Here is a 21,330-nt window from a genome sequence, read left to right as displayed (position 1 = left end):
GGTAGCTTTTTAAATATTTCGTAATTGTAGTACCGTTTATTTAGTGGCTACCAATTCTACATCAAAAATTAGTGTAGCATCTGCTGGAATAATACCACCAGCGCCGCGAGAGCCGTAACCTAAATGACTAGGAATAACCAATCGTGCTTTATCGCCAACCTGCAATAAGCAAATTCCTTCGTCCCATCCTGCAATAACTTGCCCTACGCCAACTTGGAATTCTAATGGTTCCTTGCGCTTATAGGAGGAATCGAAAACAGTTCCGTCTGCCAGTTGTCCTTTGTAATGAACCGACACCGTTTGGCCTTTTTTGGCTTGAGCACCTGTACCTTTTTGCAATATTTTATAGCGCAATCCACTTGCTGTTTTATCAAAACCAGCGGCTAATTTATCCAATTCGGCTTCGCTTGCTGCTTTTTCTTCTGCTAGTCTTTTTTCGCGCGCACCTTCAAAGGTTCTAAAAGCTTCAACAGCGTTAAAGTTTTCTGCTTCAGCACCTACACGAATAATTTCTAACGTATCTAATGTATCGCCTTGTGCTATTGCGTCCACAACCTCTTGCCCTTCTGTTACTTTACCAAAAACAGTATGATTGCCGTCCAACCAAGGCGTTTCTACATGTGTTATAAAAAACTGACTGCCATTGGTGCCTGGTCCAGCATTGGCCATAGATAAAATTCCTGGTCCGTCGTGTTTTAAATCGGGGTGAAACTCATCATCAAATTTGTAGCCAGGATTCCCGGTGCCCGTGCCTAATGGACAACCACCTTGAATCATGAAATCTGGAATTACTCGGTGAAACTTAAGACCATCGTAATATGGTGTGCCTTGTTTTTTTACTGAATTTTCAAGATTGCCTTCCGCTAGTGCTACGAAGTTTCCAACTGTTCCTGGTGTTTTTTTGTATTCTAAAGCAACTAAAATATTGCCTTTATTGGTGTGAAATTTTGCGTATAATCCGTCTTGCATGATATCTTTTTTAAAAATAAGTGGCAAATATATAAAATTGGAACGAAAGTATGCTTTTTTGCTAACAGCTTAAGGCCGGCTGACGCTTTACATACGGTTCGTTATTATTTGCCACTTATAGAAACACCTAACATAAGAAGTAATTGAATACTTTTTAAAAGCCATACATAGGCTTTGTAACCTTTTAGGGTTTCGGTCAAGCTATATTTTAATTAGCCACTTCACTAATAAATTTTATGCGATACAAACGCAATTCCTCGTCGTCGTATTCTCCATCAAACTCATCAATAGCAACATCTATTTTGTCGGTTTCAGATTCCATGAAATAATCGTGAATCTCCTCTTGCTGGTCTTCATCCAAAATATCCTGAATCCAGTAATCTATATTTAGTTTGGTACCCGAATAAACAATAGCTTCCATGGCTTTTATAAATTCGGACATAGACATGCCTTTGGCAGAGGCGATATCGTCTAGCGGCAGTTTTCTATCAATATTTTGAATGATGTAAAGTTTTAAGGAAGAATTTGTTCCCGTAGATTTTACCACTAAATCGTCTGGGCGTACAATGTCGTTTTCCGATACGTAGGTAGCTATAAGCTCTACAAAATCTTTACCATATTTTTTGGCTTTTCCGTCGCCAACTCCGTGTACGTAGCTTAACTCTTCTAAATTAATAGGATATTTTAAAGCCATATCTTCCAGAGAAGGATCTTGAAAAATAACAAACGGTGGTACACCCAAACGTTTGGCATTGCGTTTCCGTAAATCTTTAAGCATGCGCATAAGGGTAGCATCGGCTACAGCGCCACCACCTTTTGCAGCAGTAACAATAGCGTCGTCTGCCTCCTCGCTAAAGGAATGATCCTCGGTCATCATAAAGGATTTAGGGTTTGCTAAAAAATCTAATCCCGCCGGTTTTAACTTAATTACGCCATAGGTTTCAATATCCTTTTTTAAGAAACCAGCCACCAATGCTTGACGTGTTAAAGCCATCCAATATTTAGCGTCTTTTCCAGAACCCGCTCCAAAAAACGGTTGTTCGTGTGTTTTATGCGATACAATAAGTGCGTTAGGCTTACCAATTAGAACGTTAACCAAATCTTTAGATTTATATTTTTCATTGGTTTTAGACACTGTTTCTAACAATGTTAGGACGCTATCTTTAGCTTCATGCTGTTTTTTGGGGTGCCGCATATTATCGTCCATATCGGCGCCTTCGCCAGTTTCGGAATCAAACGATTCACCAAAATAATGAAGTATAAATTTACGCCGGGAGATGGATGTTTCGGCAAAAGCAACCACTTCTTGCAACAGTGCATGCCCAATTTCCTGTTCTGCTACGGGCTTGCCAGACATAAATTTTTCTAGTTTCTCAATATCTTTGTAGGAATAAAATGCCAAGCAATGACCTTCACCACCGTCCCTGCCAGCTCGTCCAGTTTCCTGATAGTAACTCTCCAAACTTTTAGGAATATCGTGATGAATTACAAAGCGAACATCGGGCTTATCGATACCCATACCAAACGCAATGGTAGCAACCACCACATCTACATCTTCCATTAAAAACATGTCCTGATGTTTTACCCGTGTTTTTGCGTCTAATCCAGCATGATACGGCACAGCCTTAATACCATTTACTTGCAGTGTTTGTGCTAATTCCTCTACACGCTTGCGACTTAAACAATAAATAATGCCAGATTTGCCTTCGTTTTTTTTGACAAATCGGATAATATCAGAATCAACATTTTTGGTTTTAGGCCTAACTTCGTAGTATAAATTAGGTCTGTTGAAGGACGCTTTAAAGGTTTTAGCGTTTGGAATATTTAGGTTTTTAAGAATATCTTCCTGTACTTTGGGGGTGGCAGTTGCGGTTAATCCAATAATTGGAATGTTATCGCCTATACGTTCTATTATGCGTTTTAGGTTTCTGTACTCGGGTCGGAAATCATGGCCCCACTCGCTAATGCAATGTGCTTCGTCCACGGCCATAAAGGATATTTTTACACTGCGCAAAAATTCAACATTTTCATCTTTAGTAAGCGACTCTGGAGCCACATAAAGCAGCTTGGTAATACCAGATTTAATATCGTTTTTTACCTGTTTAACTTCAGTTTTATTTAAAGATGAATTTAAAACATGGGCTACCCCGTTTTGTTCTGAAACACTTCTGATAGCGTCTACCTGATTTTTCATTAGCGCTATTAATGGCGATACCACAATTGCTGTACCCTCTTGCATTAGTGCTGGTAGTTGGTAGCACAACGACTTGCCACCTCCTGTGGGCATGATAACAAAGGTATCATTACCGGATAAAATGCTTTTAATTACTGGTTCCTGCAGGCCTTTAAAAACCTCAAATCCAAAATAGGATTTTAAGGCGTCGTGCAGGGCTTTTTCATTTACAGACATGTATTAAATTTATATGTTATTTTCCCTCATTTTTAAACACACTGTATATAAATTGCTATTAATTAAATACGGGTGCATTTACAGAACTCTAATAATTATTTTGTTAGCTTTGTAGCATTCAAAACAGACCTTTTAATTATTTAGATTGCATAACTTTAAAGATAATAAATTCTTTAAAAGCATCAACCCAAAAAAATAATAAATTTTGAAAACCAACAATACAATCTTAAATACTGCTATTCAGACCATTAACCTAGAGAGTCAGGCTATAGCCAATTTAGCTTCTTTACTTAACGCCGACTTTTCTGACGCTGTTTCCTGCATATTTGAGTCCAAGGGCCGCGTAATTATTACAGGTATTGGGAAAAGTGCTATTATAGCAACCAAGATAGTAGCTACTTTAAATTCAACCGGAACACCAGCTGTTTTTATGCATGCAGCAGATGCTATTCATGGCGATTTAGGACTAATTCTAGAGGACGATGTGGTAATTTGTATTTCTAAAAGTGGTAATACGCCCGAAATAAAGGTATTGGTACCGTTTATAAAACGAGCTAAAAACCATATGATTGCCATAACTGGTAATCCCGATTCGTTTTTAGCTAAAAATGCCGACTTTGTGCTGAATACGTTTGTAGAAAAAGAAGCTTGCCCAAACAATTTGGCTCCAACCACAAGTACTACAGCGCAACTAGTTATGGGTGATGCGCTAGCTGTTTGTTTGCTTAAATTACGTGGTTTTACTAGCAGCGATTTTGCCAAATACCACCCTGGTGGTGCTTTAGGAAAAAAACTGTATTTGCGGGTTAGCGATATTAGCGACGCCAACCAAAAACCACAAATTACCTCCGATACCAATATTAAAAATGTGATTATTGAAATATCTGAAAAAATGTTGGGTGTTACTGCGGTTGTAGACAACCAAAAAATAGTGGGTATTATTACCGATGGCGATTTAAGACGCATGCTAACAAAAAGCAATGATTTTAGTCACCTAACAGCCAAAGATATCATGAGCCCCAACCCGAAACGTGTAGATGCTAATGCCATGGCAGTTCATGCTAAAGAGCTTATGGAAACCAATGGTATATCACAATTATTAGTTGAAAAAAACGGTGCTTATGCTGGCATTGTTCACATACACGATTTAATTAAAGAAGGTATTTTGTAATGGCTAAAAAGAACATTAACGACATGTCCTTCTTGGACCATCTAGAGGACCTTCGTTGGCATTTAATTAGAGCTACTTTAGGAATTCTTGTGGCCGGTTCGGTTGCTTTTATTTTTTCAGATTTTATTTTCGACCGCATTATTTTTGGACCAAAGCGCATGGATTTCCCTACTTACCAATGGTTATGCCAAATGTCGCAACTTATAGGCGTAGAAACAACCTTTTGTTTGGACGAGTTTCCATTTCGCATTCAAAACCGTACCATGGCTGGCCAATTTTCGGCACACATCTGGACTTCTATTTACTCGGGTTTTATATTGGCCTTCCCTTACGTAATTTACCAACTGTGGCGCTTTATAAGTCCTGGGTTACAGCCAAACGAACGTAAATACTCGCGTGGTTTTATTGTAGTGTCATCGGTACTATTTTTTATTGGTGTTTTATTTGGTTACTACATTGTAACCCCGTTATCTATAAACTTTCTAGGTACCTATACCGTAAGTAGCCAAATTTCAAACGAAATTGATTTGAGTTCGTATATAGCCTTGGTCCGATCCTCTTCATTGGCCTCTGGTTTGGTTTTCGAATTACCCATAATTATTTACTTTTTAACCAAAATTGGTTTGGTTACACCGCAAATTCTTAAAAAGTATAGGAAATTTGCGTTGGTAATTGTTTTAATAATTTCGGCTATTATTACCCCACCAGATATTGCAAGTCAGGTAATTGTTGCCATTCCTATTCTAATTTTGTACCAAATAAGTATCTACATATCTAAAATTGTGGTAAGAAATCAGGAGCGGCAGGCAAAAAAAGATTTAAAAAGAAGAGCCTAAATGTTACAAAAAAACGGTAACAAATAGCCGTTAAACTTAAATTAAAGTAAGTGCTATAATAACGGTAATACTACTATTTTACTATTTTAGCAGCAAGAGCAGAGCATATGAAATTAAGAGCAGAACATTTAATGAAATCTTACAACGGCCGAAAGGTTGTTAAAGATGTGTCGTTAGAAGTAAACCAAGGTGAAATTGTAGGACTTTTAGGCCCTAATGGCGCCGGAAAAACGACTTCTTTTTATATGATTGTAGGTCTTATAAAACCCAATGGTGGCAATATATTTTTAGACCAAACCAATATTACCAACTTCCCCATGTACAAAAGGGCGCAAAATGGTATTGGCTATTTAGCACAGGAGGCTTCTGTGTTTCGAAAATTGAGTATTGAGGACAACATTTTAAGCGTGTTACAACTTACCAAATTAAGTAAGAAAGAACAGCTTCACAAAATGGAATCCCTAATTGATGAATTTAGTTTAGGTCACATCCGAAAAAACCGAGGCGATTTATTGTCTGGTGGCGAAAGGCGCCGAACCGAAATTGCACGTGCCCTAGCCACCGATCCAAATTTTATTCTGTTAGACGAACCCTTTGCGGGTGTGGATCCTGTGGCCGTTGAAGACATTCAACGTATTGTGGCGCAGCTCACGAAAAAAAATATTGGCATCCTAATTACCGACCATAATGTTCAAGAAACACTGGCCATTACAGACAGGACATACCTAATGTTTGAAGGTAGCATTTTAAAAGCAGGAGAACCCGAAGAATTAGCCAACGACGAAATGGTTAGAAAAGTGTATTTGGGACAAAATTTTGAATTGCGTAGAAAGAAAATTAGAGACTAAAGCCAACCCCTAAAAATATTAAAAAAAATTACCACAGACGCTCTTTTAGCACTGTAAACAGCTAATTTATTTACAACAAGATAATTGCTGGATTATACTAAAACCTACGGGCTAGTATGATACTAGTTACCAATTTTCTCTATCAACCAAGCGCTTACATTCCATAACATTACAGCTACCAAACCAACAATCAACCCCACTACAAATTCCTTAACAAGTGCTGGCCAAGCAACCATTACGGCATGTAATTCTGGAATATTATGGACAAAAATACCACCAGAAACCAATAACAAAGCTAGCGTTCCGATAACGGATAAGGCTTTTATAACATAAGGTAAGGCTGTTACCAATGCGCCACCTATTTTAAAACGAAAACCACGCCCTGCACTTGTTTTAACTAGTTTTAATCCAAAATCGTCCATCCTTACAATAACCGCCACCACGCCATAAACCCCCACCGTAGCAATAATAGCCACCACAGATACAACCATAATTTGAACTAACAATACCTCATTTAAAACCGTACCTAGTGCAATAATTACAATTTCCACAGATAAGATAAAATCTGTTACAATAGCCGATTTAATTTTGGCTTGCTCCTGCTCCACAACTTCTGTATTAGAAATGTGCTGTGTTTTTTTCGTCTGTTTTTGGTGTTTTTTAGTGTGCGGCCATAGGTAGGCATATACCTTCTCTGCGCCTTCGTAAGCTAAATAAATACCACCCAAAACCAAAATAATAGTAATAACTTTGGGTAAAAACGCACTTAATAAAAAGGCTATGGGTAAAATTATAAGTTTATTTAAAAACGACCCTTTTGTAATGGCCCACAATACTGGCAATTCTCTGGACGCTGTAAAACCTGAAGCTTTTTCGGCGTTTACAGCTAAATCATCGCCTAAAATACCAGCCGTTTTTTTAGTAGTAACTTTACTTAAAACCGCCACATCGTCCATTAACGCAGCAACATCATCCAACAGAGCAAAAAAACCAGAGGCCATAAAATATTATAAAATTAGGTATGGATATTTTTGGCCGTTAAAAGCGACATAAATACGTATAGTAATATAATTGCAGGAATTGCTGCAAATTGCAGTACCACAAGCAAAACAACTGTAAGTATTAAGAACAAATAGCGGGTTATATTCGACTTAAAATCCCATGTCTTAAACTTTAAAGCAAATAATTTAATAGGCGCGTTTAGCGTGTAAGTGCTTAACAATGTCATGATAATTAAAAACCAAGGATTTAAAATAATAGCATTTAAACTATCATTATCTTGAAAGCTCATAATAAGTGGTAGGGACAACACAAATATGGCATTTGCAGGAGTAGGAAGTCCTTTAAAATAACTTTGTTGCTCATCGTCAATATTAAATTTAGCCAATCTGTATGCAGACGATAGGGTAATTAAAAACCCGAGATAAGCCAATGGGGCGTAATGCAAGCCATCTATAACAGTTTGCGCGTTCCAGTCTGCTACACTTGTAAATTCTGCGCCAGCAGTACCTGTTGCCATGTGTATTAGTTTAAACATAACTATACCGGGTACTAAACCACTTGTAACCATATCTGCCAACGAGTCTAGTTGCAAGCCTAAATCCCCTTGCACGTTGAGTTTACGCGCAAAAAAACCGTCAAAAAAATCAAAAAATATACCTAAAAAAACAAAAATTGCTGCTGTAACAAACTGGTTATTTACCGCTAAAATAACCGCCACAGAGCCACTTAATAAATTAAGTAGCGTTATAAAATTTGGTATGTGTTGCTTCATAAAAAATAATTTGTTTCCTAAATATAACTTCCCGTAAATAAAATTTTCAGGTTTGGCCAACCTTCCAATCCTAGTTTTGCGACTCACGTAAAAACCTATTGTGCCTTCACAAACCTCACGCTTACCTGCTTTACCCGTTACCAGATTGGCCGTAAGGTGAACACCTAATCCTTCAAAAAAAAAGTAGGGGTACCACTGGTACAAACAGTTAACATAAACATGTTTCCGTAATCATAATTTATGGTAAAAATAGCAAACAAATTACGGCTAAAACAAGAAAACAGGCAATATCTCGTTCAATTTGAAGTTTAATATATTGAAAAATTGTAGCATCTTTGCAAAAAAGAATTGTATTTGAAAGCATTATTAACCACAACCTTGGTTTTTTTGGTAGCTGCCTCCGTTGTTAGTCAGACTGTCCGAAAATACTCAAACGAATTCATGAATATTGGTGTAGACGCCGCTGCCATGGGTATGAGCAATGCTGTGGTGGCACATTCGGCCGATGTTAATTCTGGTTATTGGAATCCTGCTGGACTTGTTCATGTAGCGGACAAACAGCTCGCGCTTATGCATTCCAGCTATTTTGCCAATATTGCTAACTACGATTATCTTGCATTTGCTATGCCTCTGGATGAACGTTCGGCTATAGGCGTTTCGGTTATTAGGTTTGCTGTAGACGATATTTTAAACACTACCCAATTAATAGATGAAGAAGGAAACATTAACTACGACCGAATTAGCCTGTTCTCTACGGCCGATTACGGTGTTACCTTCTCTTATGCTAGAAACCTACCTTTAGACGGCTTAAACTATGGCGTAAGTGCTAAAGTAATTAGACGCATTATTGGTGATTTTGCCTCCTCGTGGGGCTTTGGTTTGGATGCTGCCATACAGTTTGAAACCAAAAATAATTGGAAATTTGGTATTATGGCCCGCGATATCACCACCACCTTTAATGCCTGGGCTATAGATGAAGAAAAATTTGCCGAAATACAAAATGCCATTGAGGGTGAAAATCAAGAGTTACCCGAAACCACCGAAATTACCATCCCTAAATTACAGGTAGGGGTATCTAAAAAATTTATTTTCCGTTACGATTATTCCTTGTTAGCTGCTGTAGATTTACATGTGCGCTTCGAGCAAAATAACGATATTATTTCAACCTCATTTGCCAGCGTTACGCCATCTGTAGGGTTTGAGTTTGGGTATTTAGATATGGTGTTTTTGAGAACTGGTGTCGGAAATTTTCAAAATGAATTACAAATAGATAATACCGAGCGGGTGTCCTTTCAACCCAGTTTAGGAGTAGGTTTTAAATACAAAGGCATTCAGGTAGATTACGCCTTTACCGATATTGGCGACCAATCTGTGGCCCTATACTCCAACGTGTTTTCTTTAAAATTAGATTTTAGCATTTTTAGATAATAGTCTTTTATGAAAAATAGTTTGTTATTAGTAATTGCCATGCTGTGTTTACACACCATGTGGGGTCAAACATTATCCAAACAAGCTGAAATAAGCGTATTAACCATTGGGCCGGGTCCGGCGCTAAACGATGCCTTTGGCCATAATGCCTTTCGCATTAAAGATAGGGCAAACGATTTAGATGTTACTTTCGATTACGGGCGCTTTCCTTTTAATGAGCCTGGCTTTTACCTTAATTTTGCCCTAGGAAAACTAAACTACTCTATTGGAAAAAGTAATTTTAAAGAAGTTAAAGAATTTTATACTTGGCAAAACAGACGTATAGAAGAACAGGTTTTAAATTTAACGCCACAACAAAAACAAACGCTATTTAATTACCTGCTGAACAATAATAAACCACAAAATAGAGCGTACCAATACGACTTTTTTTACGATAATTGTGCTACCAAAATGCGCGATGTTCTCAAAATAGTTTTAAAAGATTCGCTCATATTTAACACACCCAGCACTTTAAAGCCGCATACCTTCCGAAGTCTTATTAGAGAAAAAGTGCCAACCAACACCTGGGGCAGTTTAGGAATAGATATTGCATTAGGCTCTTTAATAGACCAAGCCATTGTACCAGAAAACTACATGTTTTTACCGGAGTATATTCATACTTTTTTTAGTAATGCCAAAGTGGGGAGTAAAGCGTTAGTGGTAAGCAAGGAAACCTTATACACACCTAAACCACAAGCCAAATCTTCCGGTTTTTTGTGGAGTCCCTATGCAGTTTTTGGTTTTATAAGTATCGTTATATTATGGCTTACTTACGCCGATTTTAAAAACCAAAAACGCCAAAAAACCTTGGATATACTATTGCTAACAACCACAACTTTTGTTGGTATTTTGGTGTTATTTTTATGGTTTGGAACGGACCACCAAGCAACAGCCTACAACTACAATTTATTATGGGCATTCCCGTTAAATGGTCTACTAGCCTGGCAATTGGTTCGTAACAGGCCCAAAGCTTGGGTTATACCGTTTCTAAAATTTTTAGTTATTATGTTGGTGCTTATGGTTTTTCATTGGGTAGTTGGTGTACAAAACTTCGCCTATGCCCTACTCCCTTTAGTAATAGCTTTGGCAGTAAGGTATGTATATCTTATTCAGTTTTTCTCCAAAATAAATTTAAAAGTTAAAGACTAAAGTAACACACTCGTTTGACGCTTTTTATTGGCCGCGGAAATACACCATGGTGCCAATGGTTTTTATTAAGATGTTTATATCCAAAAAGAAACTTCTGTGTTTAATATAGTACAGATCGTATTGTAATTTTAAAAGACTCGCTTCTATGGTGCCACCGTAGCGCACCTTAACTTGTGCCCACCCTGTTAAGCCTGGTTTTATAATATGTCGTGTTTCGTAGAAGGGTATAACCAAAGCCAATTCCTTAACAAATGTGGGGCGCTCTGGACGCGGACCAATTAAACTCATATCTCCTTTTAAGATATTTAAAAATTGGGGTACCTCATCCAACCGCGAGCGTCGTAAAAACTTTCCAAATGGTGTAATTCTAGCATCATTTTTAACAGCCCAAACAGCCCGGTCTGTCTCTGCATTTTTAACCATTGTTCTAAACTTTATAATCCGAAAAATTTTCCCATTTTTACCAATTCGTTCTTGGCTGTAAAACAAGGAACCTTTGTTGGCAATACTATTTCCAAGAAATATAAACGGTATTAATGCCATACCAAACAACAGTCCAATACTAGCGAGAACCACATCGAAAAATCGGTGAAAAAACAAGTATAATTTATTGCTATTACTGCGACTAAATGGAAAGTATTTATAAAAATCTTTACCAACAAATTGGACAGGAACTCTGTGGGTAATATCTTCAAATACCTGTGTGTACTCTTTAATTGGAAAGCCTCGCTCCAACAACCCCATTAAATCGTAGTAAATTTGAGCAGAGATGGATTCGGCATTATAGCTAGCTACTACAATTTCGGATACGGCTTTGTCCACAATTACGCGGTGTAAAGCGCCACCTGGATAAATAGGTATACCGGCAATTGTTTCAGTAGTTTTTGGTGTGTCTTCACAATTAATAAAACCTACAATATGATAATTGGGATCGGCATCCTTAAAATTTTTAATTACCGCCTCAATAGTTGCTAACTCGCCAATTATAAGCACTTTTTTATAAAATCGTGGTGCACAAATTACGTATATAAAAAGTAGTCGCTATAAAAATAGTGGTACTAAAATAGCTAGGAAGAAGTAAACAATTTGCAAGCGGTTATTTGGTAATATTGGTGTTAGGAAAGGGGTTAATAAATAAAATAACACCACCACAGTAACCGTTAAAACAATGTTCCCTAAAACTTTATCTACGCGGCTTGCTTTATTTAAATCATACAGTTCAAAAATAGTCCCAAAAACAGCAAGATAAACCATAAGGACAAACACCCAAATCCAATGTTGGGATGCTATATAAAAGTAATTAAACTGGAACCAACTACCAACAAAATAGAGGCTACCAAGAACCACAAGCATGTCCGTTAATCGCAACAGAAAAATCCGTTCAGACATGTTAAAATGAATGGCATTTTTGGGCATAAAAGCACTAAATAAAAAAAATTACTAATTGTAGGTAAAGTTAGTGTAGGGAAATTATTGAAATAAAATATAGTGAGGGGGGAATAATAATGGGCTTTCAATAACTTACCATTGGTAAAAAAACTAAAAAAACCCATCAAAAGCAAGTATTAAGCTCTTTTTTTAGAAATTTCAGAAAACAGTGTAACCCAACTATGTTTAACTATCTTCCAGTCTAAATTGGTTACCATTTGTCTTGCCTTAACAGCTAGTGTGTTAGCTTGCTGGGGGTGTTCCTTTAAGAACATAACGGCATTTTTAATAGCCACCGGATTATTTGCTGGCACCAATAAACCGGTGCTGTTATTAGTAATTAAATGAGGCATACCACCAACAGAAGTAGATATTACTGGAAGTCCCAATGCCATAGCCTCTAGAACACTAACGGGCATATTATCGAAATTAGCGGTATTAAGGAATATGTTGTAGTCTGACGATAGCCGTATCCAATCAGGTTTGGATAATTTTCCCATAAAAGAAACCTCAACCTGCATATCTTGGGCCAGTTGTTTGCAGGCCTGCAAACTCCCGTCTTGGGTATCTGGGCCCACCATGCAAAGGTGACATGGAAGCCCTGTGTCTTTCAGTAACTTTAATGATTTAATAGCTAATTGCGGATTATAAATAGACGAAAACGAACGTACCCATAATAGGTTAATGGTGGCATAGTTCCTTTTTTTAAATGGATAATTATCTATATTTAAACTATTAGGAATGTAAACAACAGGTGCCAGCTGTGATTGGTTAAAAGCAGCCTCCAAATACTTTGATGGCGACACCAATTGGTGCGCATGCTTAAATAATAAACCACTTAATCGGGGCGTGTCCCTTAAGCGCGCGGGCAACTTACCACCATGCAAAATAGGTACGTAAGGCATGTTTAGCATGCGGCACAATTGACTAATAATTACGGCATATAAAAAATTTGTGGTGCTGTAGGTATCAATTAAAACCACGTCGGTTGATTTAGCATGCTTAAACACGTGACAAACCATATCTGTTAAACGTGCCCATTTATTTACTTTTGACGAGGCACAATTTACCTTAAAACCTTCCGCAGCTAAAAGTGGTCCTAAAACGGAAATAGCCGAAACATTAGTCGTTTGTGTTTTTAAGTTGTTTCCTATGTAAAGGACGTTTATCATGTGTTAAGTGTAATAAGGCTAGTCCGTAAATAAATGCTGGCATAGCGGTGCGCATAGACATATGGTTAATAGTAAGAAACCAAAAAACCAGAAAGGCATAAAAATAATAATTTCCTTTATTTTTTAATCGGATGCTAAACGGTTTTAAAATTAATATTACCAAAATAATAATTCCCAACAAACCATGTTCGGCAAGTGTTCGGCTTAACTCGCTATGCGAGGTGGTTGTTTCGCCAACTTCCTCTATGCGTTGGTCTTTAGATCGGCTAGCACCTATACCCAGGAAAGGGCTTGATTTAAACCCCTCTAATTCGTCTAAAAAGAGTTCCGCCCGGCCTGTTGTAAGGTTCTGTTTTTCCCGGCCTAAATGATCTTTATTGGCATAACGTAAATTTACCAATCCGTCGGTTTGATTAATACTTACAAACCAAGTAAGTGCCAAACTAAAACAGAATAAACCAAAAATTCCTAGCACCTCGTTTTTCTTTTTGGCGGGTGCTTTTCTAAAGAAGTAAAAAAGAAATACTAAAATAGCAATAACCGCTGCAATAACGCCACCGCGACTTAAAGTTGTAACAGCCCTAAAGGAAATAAGTGCCAAAATAGTGGCATTAATTAACTTTAAAACTAGGGTAGGCGATTTTGTAAATAACCGAACCGCCATTACAAACATACCCAAACCCAATGCTGCCGCCACTTGGTTGGCTCCCCAACCACCAGCAGCAGCCCTGTTGGAGGCCGCACTAGTTAAAACATCTTTTAAATTGGGTGTGTACAAATAAATATAAGCCGTGTGCGCTATTATGGGCAGCACCATAAATAAGAGTATTTGCGACATTTGCTGATAGCTAATGCGTTTGCCGTAACAAAAAAGTGCTGCCAATCCTAAACATATAGGCCCACTTAAAACAAAAACAATATTAGTTCTAAAATTAGCCTCAAAGCGCAAGGTTATTGAGGCCACAAAAATAGCAGGAATTAACAGCAATAAGTAAATAAAGTAAGGGTAAGCCCGTCCTGAAAGTCCTTTGTAAAAGATACCAATTAAAATAAATACAATAACCATGTATTTACCCATTTCGTAGGAAATAGCGCCTTTGGTAGTTCTAAAAAACACCTCTGCTCCAACAAAGTACGCGCATGCTTTTAATACTTCAAAAGTTCTTGATTTATCCGAAGCATTAACTACTTGATACAAAAAATAAAACACAGCCACAAAAAAATACGGCTTGGCTATACTTTCATTCAAGTAAATACTAATTCCTAATAAGGCATGAAAGCCAATGGCACTAATGTAGGTAGAATTGGATTTCAAGGTGTGTTGGTATTCAAACTAAATTTTTAAACTGCAAGGTACTATAAAATTGATAATTTGTAAGGCTACCGAAATAAACCCGCTTAATACACTTATAAAAGCACCGATAACGACAGGAAAAACCAGATTTATGCATTATAATATTTCCTGTTGTATACGGCGGTTATAATAGGCGTAACTAAATTTGTAAATATCTTGTCGCGCACAAATACGTATACGTTTATAATTTTGGGCATTTAATGTCATAAATTGATGCAAACTTGCCGTTACACCTGGAACATCCAGATTACGAATTAAAAATCCGTTTTTATTGTTTTCAATATAATGACCAATAGCCGATACATTGGAAACAATGGGAATACAACCAAAATTCATAGCTTCGGCAATAACCTTTGGAAACCCTTCGGAGGCCGATGGTAATATAATGGCATGACACTGCCTATAAATATCATGAACGGCATTTCTTTCCAAAAAACCATGAAAAACTACGGGCAATGCCCATTTTACCGCAAATTGTTTATAGACTTCTAAACCAGCTCCGGTACCTACAACATGAATTGCTGCTATTTTATTACGCATTGTATCGTTTAAACCCCGCACCGTTTCCAGAAGTAAGTTTAAACCTTTAGCAGCCTCTAAACGCCCTACAAAACAAAAATGAAGTAAGTCTGAATTTGATTTTTCAACGGCAGTTACAGCGCCTTTTTTTATATCTGCTTCCGTTAAGCATGGATTCTCAAAAGGTATGCAATGCTTTGGTTCATTTTGCCAATAGCCATTCATGGTTACACGACGCGATTGCTGTTTTAACAACCATTTTTGAAACCGGTAAGACCATGGTGCCTGTGTTTGTTTCCAATTCCCTGCATATTTAAACCAACCTTTTTTGGACGACCCCCAGATTAAATAAGGAATTACAAACACGCCTATACCTGTTGGTGCTCGAAATTGAAAACAATCTGTTTGCCTAACCGAATTGTTTACTAGCGCCAGTATTTTTGGCAGCTGTTTAAGAATGGTTAATTTATCACGGAATTTTGGGCCACCAACAGCAGGTAATGCTACAAAAGTTACACGATTTGAAATATACGGAATGGCACCAATTGGTGGTGGCGTATGATGCAACATTGCCACATGAATAATACTATCGAAAACAGCTAACAAACTATTAATTTCGGTTACGGTAGCGCTTAATCCAACTACCATACCGTCTGCTGTTAGGTAATGCTCTGTGTGCGATATAATGGTTAAACTTTTCAAGATATTAATGCTACATATTTTTTAATAATTTGCTGCCAATCGTGTTGTTCTGCCCAATGGCGCGCTTGCTGTTTAAATGCTGCCTCCTTGCTTAAAATTTGAGCTACTGCCACACAAAATTCTTGACCATGATTACTGCTTACTAAAAACCCAGAATAACCATTGCTTATAGCATCTTCTATACCACAGTTTCGGGAGCCAATAGCTGGAATCCCCATAGCATTGGCTTCAAGTATTGCAATACCAAAACCTTCAATATCTCCAGAGGTGCTTTCTACACTTAACATAGCAAAAATATTTGTGGCTCCTAAAACATGTTTCAAATTAGTATGGGTTAAAGCGCCGTGAAATTTAACGTGATTTGCTACCCCCAAATTAGCAGCTAACTCCTGAAGTTGAGGTGCTTCTGTTGGTATGCCTACGCAATGATATTGAGCGTTTGGATACTGTTTTAATAGTTCGGGTAGTATTTTAATAATTTGCTTTTGCCCTTTTCGTTCACTTACCCTACCAACCGTTGTAATTATAGGAAACCCATGTAAGCTATTGGTTGCTTCCTTGGTTTGTGGCCATGCGTTTAAATCGATACCATTTGGAATTACCGTTACTTCCTTTTCCAAATGCGCTACTAATTGCCGTGTATACCGGGAAACTGCTGTAATTTTATTAAACTGTTTAAGTGCCAAATTGATGGATTTTCGCAGCATAAGCGACTTAAAGTTAACCTCTGTACCATGCAAAACTGCTAAAGTTTGCCGTTTATACAATAAAGAGCAAGCGGCAACCGCCCACAAAGAAAACTTACCGGTAGCTATAATGGTATCGGCTTTTTTAAAACCGGAAAGCGTTTTCACCACCCGATTAAAATACATTAAAAACCGAAACCTTTTTATAGCAATTCGCGTCACGGCGAAAGGCAATGCGGCATCAAACGCTATTTCGGAAGCATTTTCACTATCGCGCTGATCGGCAACTACGGTAACATTAAAATCTTTTTTAGTTAAATAAAGCGCCAAATAATAAGCATGATTACCTATACCACCCGGTTGTGGCGGGAATTCGGAAGTTACTAAAAGTATGCGTTTTTTATTCAATTTTAGGTGTTTTTGCTCTTTACTTTTAACTTTAAAACAGCTCCTTCCCTCAAATGAAAGAAGGTGATTTTTGCTTCAGCAAAAATCGGAAGATTTCACAAAAAAAAAGGCGCAGCAACTATAAAAAAGCCAAAACTCCATATTACCTTACCTTAATAGCAACTTTCCGCTCTTTGCTTTTCAAACGAGACTATCAATCTTGGCGCCTTCGATTAACTTCGTACTCGCTAGTCTCCAAGATTTAATAACTTGAATAAATACAAGTGGTAATAATAATATGGAAATAAAAACTCCGAGTAACATCATGCCTTTATTTTTTTTGTATTTGTAGGGTATTATAGAAAAGGGAACTGTCCTTATTACGGCTAGTATAGCAAATTTATCACCAAAATACTTCCGAAAAAAATACAGTACACTTGGCAATGGCCGGGGAGCAAACCATTTTTTAGTTCGAAACGCATCCCAACTTCCCATTTCGCGTAAGCCGCCAGAATCGACTTTTAAATGCAGGCGTTTGGCTTGCGGGTTAGAGACGTTTAAAAACCCTTGTAAATAAGATCTTAAGCCATATTCTCCATCACCCATACGTTGCCTTTCAAATTGGCGGTCAAACAAACCAATCTTATAAAACACCGTCTTTTTTATAAGTACATTCCCGGTATCTAATTGATCGCTAACTCTAAAAAAGCTATAATTAGCAGGAATCTCCGCGCCTACCTTGGAAATAGAAACCCCTGAAGACAGGTCAGCATTAAAATAATCCAGGCACTTTATATGCGCTGAAATCCATTTAGCATCTACGCGACTATCATCATCAAAGAACAACAAATAATCTCCTGCTGCTTTCTTAACAGCCGTATTGCGTGCCAACCATAAGGCTTTTTGGTCTTGACGAATTACTTGAATATCTAAATTATAACCTTCATAAAACGCTTGCTGAAAAGGTTCGGATTGATCTACCACCAATACTTCAAAATTCGTATAGTCTTGTGCTTCCAAATCTTTTAACACATCTTTTAAAAACACATAACGGTTTAAAGTAGGAATAATAACAGACACCTTGGGCTGCCTGGCAAGCAGGTCACTTTCAAAACCAGCATAAGCGGTATGTACAAGTGGAGTTTCTAAATAGCAACTAGATGCGGTGTGCCTGCTGCCATAAAAAGCCCGCCATTCTTTAAACGGATTTTTTAAACTGGCAAATCGAAATAAAAGCACATACACCACCCAAGCCAGATGAAAGTACTTGCGTATGAAACGATAGTTATCCGCCAAAGGCAAGGCTTCAAAATGCTGGTAAGTAGCCGCATCGCCTATATAGCCTTTTTGTATAGCCTGCCAGGACAGATCATAAGTCTGTGACAAAGCACTTTTAAAACTAGTATCGGGTTCTAATTGATTTGTAATAGCACTTGGTAACTGGTCAACCACAGGAAACACAAAAGCCCCATCACGCTTTTTTAAAGCAAAATAATGGGTGGGTTGTAAGTATTTTAGGAGGTGGAATGGCATAGTTATTTACTTATTCAGTAAGTATGATATTTTTTAAACGGCTATAAATTGTATGTTTGTCAAAATTGTTGTAATACAACTTCTTAAAATAATCTGAAGGTAAACCTTTATTCTCAAAATAAGGATTTAATTTCTCAATAAGCGAGTCTTTTGAATACGGATTAAATGTAATCTGTTGTAGCGCTTCCGTAGGTTCCATAAATGTAAGCGCTCCAAATTTGGACGACACAAGAACGGGCGTCCCCAAAGATATAGCCTCTATAAACACCAGTCCAAAAGCTTCCGCCAAACTTGGTAATATGATTAAATCCATTTCCTTATAAAAGCTAATCATTGCGGTTGCCGATAAATGACCACGAAAAACAATATGACTGTCAATCCCCAATTCCGCTGCTTGTGTTTCTAATCGTGTTTGATTAGAACCCGTACCTGCAATATGCAACTGGTAATGGCTTTTATCAAAATAAGCCAATGCATCTAAAACAATGCCTTGATTCTTATGGCCTACCAGGCGACCCGGACAACCTATTTTAAGAAGATTAACCGAATTAAACGGTTTTGGCTTGGCCCTACCTTTTCCCGCTATTGGAGACCAAAATGGCACGGTTTTAATTTTATGGACGGGCACATGAAATGCAGATTGCAATTCCAATTTAGTATGATGCGAGTTAGCTATAACAATGTCTGCTAACTTTAAAAACAGACGCTTTACAAAAATTTTAGTTGTAGTAGCGCCAGTCTGCGCATTTAAGGAGTGAAACCAAATAATGTTATTCCTAACGCCAAATAATTTCCCAAAAAGCAATGCTGGATTAACATAACTGAAATTCGATAAAACGACATCGGGTTTTACCGTTTTTATAATTTTAAGAACTTCATAATAATTTCTAAAATAGCCCCCTTTTTGCGCTACGGTTAAGTGTACATTATTTTTACTTTCTGTATAGGCTTCAGATTTGAGCGAAAAATTATGAACCTCATGACGGTCATCTGCCAAACGCACGGATACCTCCTCAAAAAATTGAGATAAATAACCTTGGTTTCGCGAATAAAAAAGTAAAATAATCATTTATAGTATTTATAATCCTTTTTATAATTCCAATATAGAGATCTCAAATCTCGGTATAGCTTATATTTTGGTAATTTACGTTTCTTATTATTTCTAGCATGCGGGAAGGCGTCTTCAGGAATCGTTTCTATATTTAAAAAAGTGCAAAGCGTGGTATAGTCAAAATTTACACCCATTTCCATGACTAAAAAATTAGGTTTGTTTTTAAAGAACGCTAAAATCTCCGTGTTCATTTTTTCATAAACCTCTAAATACCGGGACTCATAGCCATCCGCACAGGGTACCTGATAAATTTTTTGGTGCAATGGAATCCGAATACTCGCAAAATAAGTAACAACACATGAAGATGCTCCTATTATAATTTTATTTCCCAAAATTAAAGGCCCTATAACCGCGGCGTTTGCACCCAATGTGCAATCATCACCTATTTTAAAAGAACCGCTTTCACACTTTTTCTTTATTCCAATAACATTACCGCCAGTAAGCGTTAAATTCTTTCCAATGATACTCTGACCAGAAATAACACAGCCTAAAGAAGCATGTAACACCAGTAAACCGCCTTTAATGTCAGCCTTGTAATGTATATCTACGTTGGAATAAGCCTGAATCAAATTTAAAAAAGGAAGTAAAACAATTCGAAAAAATCGGTAGGATTCTCCCAACAGCAAATAAAAACCCCTTTCGGTTCTATATAATAATACACCCCAGAAATTTCTATTCATCCAAATAAAGAGCAAGCGATATCTTTGTTTTCCAACAATTCTGTTTACATCTTGGCTAAAAAATTTAAATTGAGACATCTTTACTATATTTATTAAAAAAAGCTCCGATACGAAAATAATCTTTCCAAAGAAATCTATTTGATATACATAAAGTTTGCATCTTCTCCTGATTTAAAGTCTTATGAAAATCTAGCACTTTTTCAGCAATATCCGAAATTTCCTTTTTTTCCACCCATACAACATGCTTTTTCCAGTCAATTTTGTCGGATAATGGTAATAGTCCATCTGTATGCACATAAACAGGAATACGACCCATAGCCAAGGTTTCGTAGAGTCTTACAGAAAAATTACCTGCACCTCTAGTGCAAAGCACATAATCAGAATCCTTTATATTTTTATAGAACTCTGCGGTAGTTTGCTCTCGGGTCGCTTTTGTTTCTGCACCAGCCCGGTATTTATTTCTTAAAATAAAATTGTCGGCAATCCTATCATCTGCTATTAGTGGTTTCAAACATTGGTATCTAAAATAAGGCGCAGCCAGTATGGCTTCAGGGATTGGTTTATATAGTTTACTAACGTAGCCAAGGTTTTTTAAAGCAATTTTACAACGTGTTTTAAGGGCGTCCCATTTATTCGGGCTCGCTAAACCGCAAAAACCAACACGTGGGCGCTCTGAATAATCGCGTGCTTCAAGTGCATCGGTATTATAAATAGCTTTTAATGGGTCTGAAATAAATACAGGCATACCTTGATGCCAAGCTGGTAAGTTCCTGCGATATCCACTAGTTCTAAAAACAATGGTATTTTGCAAGACAGGAATGGGAAGCCCAACATCGCCTAACAGAACCAGCCAAACTTGCTTATTCAATTTAGCACCAGAAGTTATGAGCTCCAAAGCGAGATGTTGTTTGTTTTCATTTACATAATAATTCCAAGACATGGGTAAAACAACCACCTCTGCATCGGCTAAATTATCCACAAAGTTATAATCCGTTTCACTAACACTATACATCGCTTGGCGTTGAGCATCTGTAAAGTCAGCTCCCTTTATAAATGCTTTAAGCAATGGAAAAACCTGACCGCGCTGGGAGGCATCGTAATGTTGTTTGGGGTAGTATAGTTTCATAGGATTGA

General features: G+C 37.4%; 19 protein-coding genes. 5 read left to right on the top strand and 14 right to left on the bottom strand.

Annotated elements, in window-relative coordinates; genetic code table 11:
• Positions 1 to 36: 36 nt before the first annotated feature.
• The gene (locus ACFSQP_RS01200) at positions 37 to 969 is read right to left on the bottom strand and encodes a peptidylprolyl isomerase (protein WP_376891192.1); all 933 of its coding nucleotides are present in this window, start codon (positions 967 to 969) and stop codon (positions 37 to 39) included.
• Positions 970 to 1,177: 208 nt separating this feature from the next.
• On the bottom strand, positions 1,178 to 3,379 hold the full coding sequence (locus tag ACFSQP_RS01195) for a RecQ family ATP-dependent DNA helicase (RefSeq protein ID WP_376891190.1): 2,202 nt from the start codon (positions 3,377 to 3,379) through the stop codon (positions 1,178 to 1,180).
• A gap of 205 nt (positions 3,380 to 3,584) precedes the next feature.
• Here ACFSQP_RS01195 and ACFSQP_RS01190 point away from each other — a divergent pair, with 205 nt between their 5' ends.
• The 3 genes from ACFSQP_RS01190 (at position 3,585) to lptB (ending at position 6,234) form a co-directional block, all read left to right on the top strand.
• The gene (locus tag ACFSQP_RS01190; RefSeq protein ID WP_376891188.1) at positions 3,585 to 4,550 is read left to right on the top strand and encodes a KpsF/GutQ family sugar-phosphate isomerase; all 966 of its coding nucleotides are present in this window, start codon (positions 3,585 to 3,587) and stop codon (positions 4,548 to 4,550) included.
• A complete protein-coding gene (gene tatC / locus ACFSQP_RS01185; protein ID WP_376891186.1) occupies positions 4,550 to 5,386 on the top strand; it encodes a twin-arginine translocase subunit TatC in 837 nt (278 codons plus the stop codon). Before ACFSQP_RS01190 ends, tatC begins: the two co-directional genes overlap by 1 nt.
• 107 nt (positions 5,387 to 5,493) lie before the next feature.
• The gene (gene lptB, locus ACFSQP_RS01180) at positions 5,494 to 6,234 is read left to right on the top strand and encodes an LPS export ABC transporter ATP-binding protein (protein WP_376891184.1); all 741 of its coding nucleotides are present in this window, start codon (positions 5,494 to 5,496) and stop codon (positions 6,232 to 6,234) included.
• Between the two features lie 122 nt (positions 6,235 to 6,356).
• Here the strand turns inward: lptB and ACFSQP_RS01175 are convergent, their stop codons facing one another.
• Together ACFSQP_RS01175 and ACFSQP_RS01170 are read right to left on the bottom strand one after the other, a co-directional pair.
• Positions 6,357 to 7,235, bottom strand: coding sequence for a DUF808 domain-containing protein (locus ACFSQP_RS01175; RefSeq protein ID WP_376891182.1), 879 nt, complete (start codon positions 7,233 to 7,235; stop codon positions 6,357 to 6,359).
• A gap of 14 nt (positions 7,236 to 7,249) precedes the next feature.
• Positions 7,250 to 8,008, bottom strand: a complete 759-nt coding sequence (locus tag ACFSQP_RS01170) for a CDP-alcohol phosphatidyltransferase family protein (RefSeq protein WP_376891180.1) — start codon at positions 8,006 to 8,008, stop codon at positions 7,250 to 7,252.
• A gap of 354 nt (positions 8,009 to 8,362) precedes the next feature.
• Between ACFSQP_RS01170 and ACFSQP_RS01165 the strand changes: the two genes are divergently transcribed.
• Positions 8,363 to 9,436, top strand: a complete 1,074-nt coding sequence (locus tag ACFSQP_RS01165) for a putative type IX sorting system protein PorV2 (protein WP_376891178.1) — start codon at positions 8,363 to 8,365, stop codon at positions 9,434 to 9,436.
• A 9-nt stretch (positions 9,437 to 9,445) separates the two neighbouring features.
• Positions 9,446 to 10,624: a lipoprotein N-acyltransferase Lnb domain-containing protein gene (locus tag ACFSQP_RS01160; RefSeq protein WP_376891176.1), complete on the top strand. Its 1,179-nt coding sequence runs from the start codon at positions 9,446 to 9,448 to the stop codon at positions 10,622 to 10,624.
• A gap of 24 nt (positions 10,625 to 10,648) precedes the next feature.
• Here the strand turns inward: ACFSQP_RS01160 and ACFSQP_RS01155 are convergent, their stop codons facing one another.
• The 10 genes from ACFSQP_RS01155 to ACFSQP_RS01110 form a co-directional block, all read right to left on the bottom strand.
• On the bottom strand, positions 10,649 to 11,617 hold the full coding sequence (locus tag ACFSQP_RS01155; protein ID WP_376891174.1) for a sugar transferase: 969 nt from the start codon (positions 11,615 to 11,617) through the stop codon (positions 10,649 to 10,651).
• 48 nt (positions 11,618 to 11,665) lie between these two features.
• Entirely contained in the window at positions 11,666 to 12,013 is a 348-nt protein-coding gene (locus ACFSQP_RS01150) for a hypothetical protein (protein ID WP_376891172.1), read from the bottom strand.
• A gap of 176 nt (positions 12,014 to 12,189) precedes the next feature.
• Complete coding sequence (locus ACFSQP_RS01145) at positions 12,190 to 13,224, bottom strand: glycosyltransferase family 4 protein (protein ID WP_376891171.1); 1,035 nt, start codon at positions 13,222 to 13,224, stop codon at positions 12,190 to 12,192.
• The gene (locus ACFSQP_RS01140) at positions 13,175 to 14,539 is read right to left on the bottom strand and encodes an O-antigen ligase family protein (protein WP_376891169.1); all 1,365 of its coding nucleotides are present in this window, start codon (positions 14,537 to 14,539) and stop codon (positions 13,175 to 13,177) included. The genes ACFSQP_RS01145 and ACFSQP_RS01140 overlap by 50 nt, the downstream gene beginning before the upstream one ends.
• A 135-nt stretch (positions 14,540 to 14,674) precedes the next feature.
• A complete protein-coding gene (locus tag ACFSQP_RS01135; protein WP_376891168.1) occupies positions 14,675 to 15,799 on the bottom strand; it encodes a glycosyltransferase in 1,125 nt (374 codons plus the stop codon).
• A complete protein-coding gene (locus tag ACFSQP_RS01130; RefSeq protein ID WP_376891166.1) occupies positions 15,796 to 16,893 on the bottom strand; it encodes a glycosyltransferase family 4 protein in 1,098 nt (365 codons plus the stop codon). Before ACFSQP_RS01130 ends, ACFSQP_RS01135 begins: the two co-directional genes overlap by 4 nt.
• A 180-nt stretch (positions 16,894 to 17,073) precedes the next feature.
• Positions 17,074 to 18,405 carry a glycosyltransferase family 2 protein gene (locus tag ACFSQP_RS01125; RefSeq protein ID WP_376891164.1) on the bottom strand — a complete coding sequence of 444 codons (1,332 nt, stop codon included), beginning with the start codon at positions 18,403 to 18,405 and terminating at the stop codon, positions 17,074 to 17,076.
• 10 nt (positions 18,406 to 18,415) lie between these two features.
• Positions 18,416 to 19,474, bottom strand: coding sequence for a glycosyltransferase family 4 protein (locus ACFSQP_RS01120; RefSeq protein ID WP_376891162.1), 1,059 nt, complete (start codon positions 19,472 to 19,474; stop codon positions 18,416 to 18,418).
• Positions 19,471 to 20,274 (bottom strand): sulfotransferase, encoded by an 804-nt coding sequence (locus ACFSQP_RS01115; RefSeq protein ID WP_376891160.1) that lies wholly within the window; start codon positions 20,272 to 20,274, stop codon positions 19,471 to 19,473. Before ACFSQP_RS01115 ends, ACFSQP_RS01120 begins: the two co-directional genes overlap by 4 nt.
• Positions 20,261 to 21,322: an exostosin domain-containing protein gene (locus ACFSQP_RS01110; RefSeq protein WP_376891158.1), complete on the bottom strand. Its 1,062-nt coding sequence runs from the start codon at positions 21,320 to 21,322 to the stop codon at positions 20,261 to 20,263. Before ACFSQP_RS01110 ends, ACFSQP_RS01115 begins: the two co-directional genes overlap by 14 nt.
• Between the last annotated feature and the right edge of the window lie 8 nt (positions 21,323 to 21,330).

This window comes from Bizionia sediminis, assembly GCF_042684585.1.
Classification (GTDB): Bacteria; Bacteroidota; Bacteroidia; order Flavobacteriales; family Flavobacteriaceae; genus Algorimicrobium; species Algorimicrobium sediminis.
The sequence above is the reverse complement of the archived record's forward strand: the minus strand, read 5'-3'. Positions and strand labels throughout refer to the sequence as shown.